The organism is Rhizomicrobium sp., assembly GCF_056722145.1.
The window spans coordinates 1-3,163 of the sequence record NZ_JBWZET010000112.1; the positions used below are offsets into that span (position 1 = coordinate 1).

General features: G+C 65.1%; 4 protein-coding genes and 1 pseudogene. 4 read left to right on the forward strand and 1 reads right to left on the reverse strand.

The genetic code is table 11. From position 1 onward, the window contains the following. Positions 1 to 49 precede the first annotated feature (49 nt). Positions 50 to 454, reverse strand: a complete 405-nt coding sequence (locus AC1P6P_RS06145) for a hypothetical protein (protein WP_481401555.1) — start codon at positions 452 to 454, stop codon at positions 50 to 52. Between the two features lie 147 nt (positions 455 to 601). On the opposite strand from AC1P6P_RS06145, the gene AC1P6P_RS06150 reads away from it, so the two are divergent. From AC1P6P_RS06150 to AC1P6P_RS06165, 4 genes and pseudogenes are all read left to right on the forward strand, one after another. Continuing rightward, the gene (locus AC1P6P_RS06150; RefSeq protein ID WP_481401556.1) at positions 602 to 1,330 is read left to right on the forward strand and encodes an SURF1 family protein; all 729 of its coding nucleotides are present in this window, start codon (positions 602 to 604) and stop codon (positions 1,328 to 1,330) included. Between the two features lie 223 nt (positions 1,331 to 1,553). Further along, the gene (locus AC1P6P_RS06155) at positions 1,554 to 2,183 is read left to right on the forward strand and encodes an LOG family protein (RefSeq protein WP_481401557.1); all 630 of its coding nucleotides are present in this window, start codon (positions 1,554 to 1,556) and stop codon (positions 2,181 to 2,183) included. A 13-nt stretch (positions 2,184 to 2,196) separates the two neighbouring features. Continuing rightward, on the forward strand, positions 2,197 to 2,481 hold the full coding sequence (locus AC1P6P_RS06160) for a GIY-YIG nuclease family protein (protein ID WP_481401558.1): 285 nt from the start codon (positions 2,197 to 2,199) through the stop codon (positions 2,479 to 2,481). Positions 2,482 to 2,737: 256 nt separating this feature from the next. Further along, positions 2,738 to 3,163, forward strand: a pseudogene (locus AC1P6P_RS06165) (threonine synthase); the annotation flags it as partial.

The following is a 3,163-nucleotide window of genomic DNA, read 5'->3' on the forward strand; positions in this document are numbered from 1 at the left end:
CCTGTTCACCAGCATCTACGTCTTCGGCCAGGGCCTGGTGACCTCCTGATCAGGCCGGCTTTTTCTTCACAAACCATTCCTTGGCGTTGCCGGTGAAGATGAAGACAAACGCAATGCCCTGCAGCACGGTATTCACGGCGGTCACACCGATCTTGAACGGGGTCATCTGCGCCATCGCCGCCGGATTGAGCGGGAGCAAGGCGAGCATGCCGAGACCGAGCACATACAACACCAGTTGCACCCAGCGGGCCCAGTTCTGGCGGCCGAACGCCACCGCGGCGATCAGTCCAATCGGAATGGCAAACGCCACCGCGTCGATGATCAGGACGATCGTCGCACCGTTGGGTGAGGGGATGCGTGCCACCGCCTCGTCGAAGCCGAACACCGCAGACACGAGGCCGATTGCCAAAGCCATCACGTTGAGGCCGAGATAATTGGTGACATTCGACGGCATGAAAACCCCCTTGGATTGATCGCCGTAACCATACACCGGTCCGGCGGCGGTCTTGCAACAGCTAGATGAGATGCGGAGCCATGCTTCGGCATGGTTTCCCCCCTGATCTCGCGGCGCTAAGCTTAGCGCGATCTACTTGGGATGAAGATGCGCGTTTCGTTCCACCCGCTGCCGGCCTTCACCATCGCCACCCTCGTGATGCTGGCGGTGCTGGTCGGGCTGGGGACGTGGCAATTGCAGCGGCTGCAGTGGAAGCTGGGCCTGATCGCTGAGGTGAACCGCAATATCACGCTGCCGCCGCTCAGCCTCGATACCGCGCTGAAACTCGGCAGGGACGCCGAATACCGCCGCGTGGCGCTGACCGGCCGCTTCGATCATGCCAAAGAGGCGTTCGTCTACGGCATCGTTGATGGCGCGCCGGTCTATCATGTGGTGGTGCCGCTGACGCTCGCCGACGGCCGCACGCTGCTGGTGGATCGCGGCATCGTGCCGGAAAACCGGCGCGCCCCCGATAGCCGCCGCGCCGGGCAGATGGACGGCATCGCCCATGTAATCGGCCTGTGGCGGACGCCGTCGCTGCCGGGATTCTTCACGCCCAAGCCCGACGTCGCGCACCGCATCTGGTTTTCGCGCGCCGTGGATGACATCGCGCGCCGCGACCATATTCGCCTTGCCGCGCCGGTGCTGGTTGAGGTCGATGCCACGCCCAACCGTGGCCGCTGGCCCGAAGGCGGCCATTGGGTCGTCAGCTTCCGCAACGACCATCTGCAATACGCGGTGACATGGTTCGGCCTCGCGTTGGGCCTGATCGGGATTTACTTGGCATTTCATGTGCAGAAGGGAAGACTCACCTTTCTGCCCCCGCGCGCGCACTGATTTCGCCGCGCGCACGTAGAGCGTGGGGGAAGTGCCCAGCGCCAGCGGGCAAAGGGGGCTCGCGCTGGCACAAGTAAGCCCCCTTCCCACGCTGCGCGTGGACTTCCCCCACGGTCGACCTGCGCGCGTCAAGACCCGGTCGCCCGCGGGGGCAGAAAGTCTCTCGTGAATTGACGCCCCCATGCTGGCCGACTATTTCCGTTGCCGAAATGGAGGATGTGTCGTGCGGATTTGTGTTTATGCCGGTTCCAGTGTCGGGGCGCGTCCCGAATATCGTGCGGCGGCGGCGGAGTTGGGCGCGCTGTTGGCGGCCGAGGGCATCGGGCTCGTTTACGGCGGCGGCAACATCGGCTTGATGGGCGTGGCGGCGGATGCGGCGCTGGCCAAAGGTGGCGAGGTGATCGGCGTCATCACCGAACAGTTGCACGGTCATAATCTCTCGCACACCGGTCTGACGCGGCTCGAAATCGTCCCCACCATGCACGACCGCAAGGCGCTGATGGCGAATTTGTCGGACGCGTTCGTGGCGCTGCCCGGCGGCATCGGCACCTTCGAGGAATTGTTCGAGGCCTGGACCTGGGCCCAGCTCGGCATCCATCCCAAACCGGTGGCCCTCCTCAATGCCGGCGGGTTCTACGACAAGCTGGCGGAATTTCTCGATCAGGTGGTGGCCGAGCGCTTCCTGAAGCAGCTTCATCGCGACACGCTGGTAGTGGAACGTGATCCGCGCGCGCTGCTCGCCGCGCTGCGCAACAACCCGGTGCCCTACGCGCCGAAGTGGCTGGACAAGGTCGCCGAGGAAGCCGCCGTGGAAGCGTCTGTTTCTGCCCCCGCGGGCGCAAAAATCTCCTGACCGCAGGCGGACCGTGGGGGAAGTCCACGCGCAGCGTGGGAAGGGGGCTCGCTTGGCCGGCGCGTTCGTCTACGTTCTGGGCACCGAGGTCCGCGGGCGGCGGCGCAGCTATGTCGGCTGGACGGTCGATCTCGACCAGCGCCTCGCCCGCCACAATGCCGGCACGGGGGCAAAATCCACCCGCGGTGGGGTCTGGTTCCTGCTCTACGCCGAACGCTATCCGACGCGCAGCGAAGCGATGAGCCGCGAATGGCACCTGAAAAGGGACCGCGGGTTTCGCAAGATGCTGCTGAGCTGATTACTGCCCCCGCGCGCGGAAAGATTTCAACGTCTGGCACGTAGAGTGTGGGGGAAGTCCGGCGCAGCCGGAAAGGGGGCTCGCACTGTCGAGGCACACAAAGCCCCCTTCGGCGCTGGTGCGCCACTTCCCCCACGGTCTTGCGTGCCCGTGACGAACACCTCGCCGCCCGCGGGGGCAGAAAAGGCGCGGGAATGACAGGCCGCCCAAAACGTGCTTTTAGTGCGCCCCGCTGAACAAGATTATTGCCGGTCCCATGCGCTATCTCTCGACTCGCGGGCAGTCCCCGCTGATTTCCTTTGCCGATATGCTGCTCAAGGGGCTCGCCCCTGATGGCGGCCTGTATCTGCCGGAGGCTTGGCCGCAAATCACGCCCGCCGAGATCGCCGGCTTCAAGGGCCGGCCTTACGCGGAGGTGGCCGAGGCCGTCATGGGCCGGCTGATCGGCGACAGTTTCTCGGCTGAAGACCTCAAGGCCGACATCGCCGCCGCTTACGACACCTTCACCGATCCGGCGATTGCGCCGCTGAAGGAGATCGCGCCCGACCTTTATCTGATGGAGCTGTTCCACGGCCCGACGTTGGCCTTCAAGGACGTCGCCTTGCAGATCCTTGGCCGGCTGTTCGCCCGTGCCCTCAAGCGCCAGGGCGGCAAGGCGACGGTCCTGGCGGCGACCTCGGGC

Coding starts and splice junctions, on each gene's coding strand:
- AC1P6P_RS06145 (WP_481401555.1), bottom strand. CDS start 454: ATGCCGTCGAATGTCACCAATTATCTCGGCCTCAACGTGATGGCTTTG.
- AC1P6P_RS06150 (WP_481401556.1), top strand. CDS start 602: ATGCGCGTTTCGTTCCACCCGCTGCCGGCCTTCACCATCGCCACCCTC.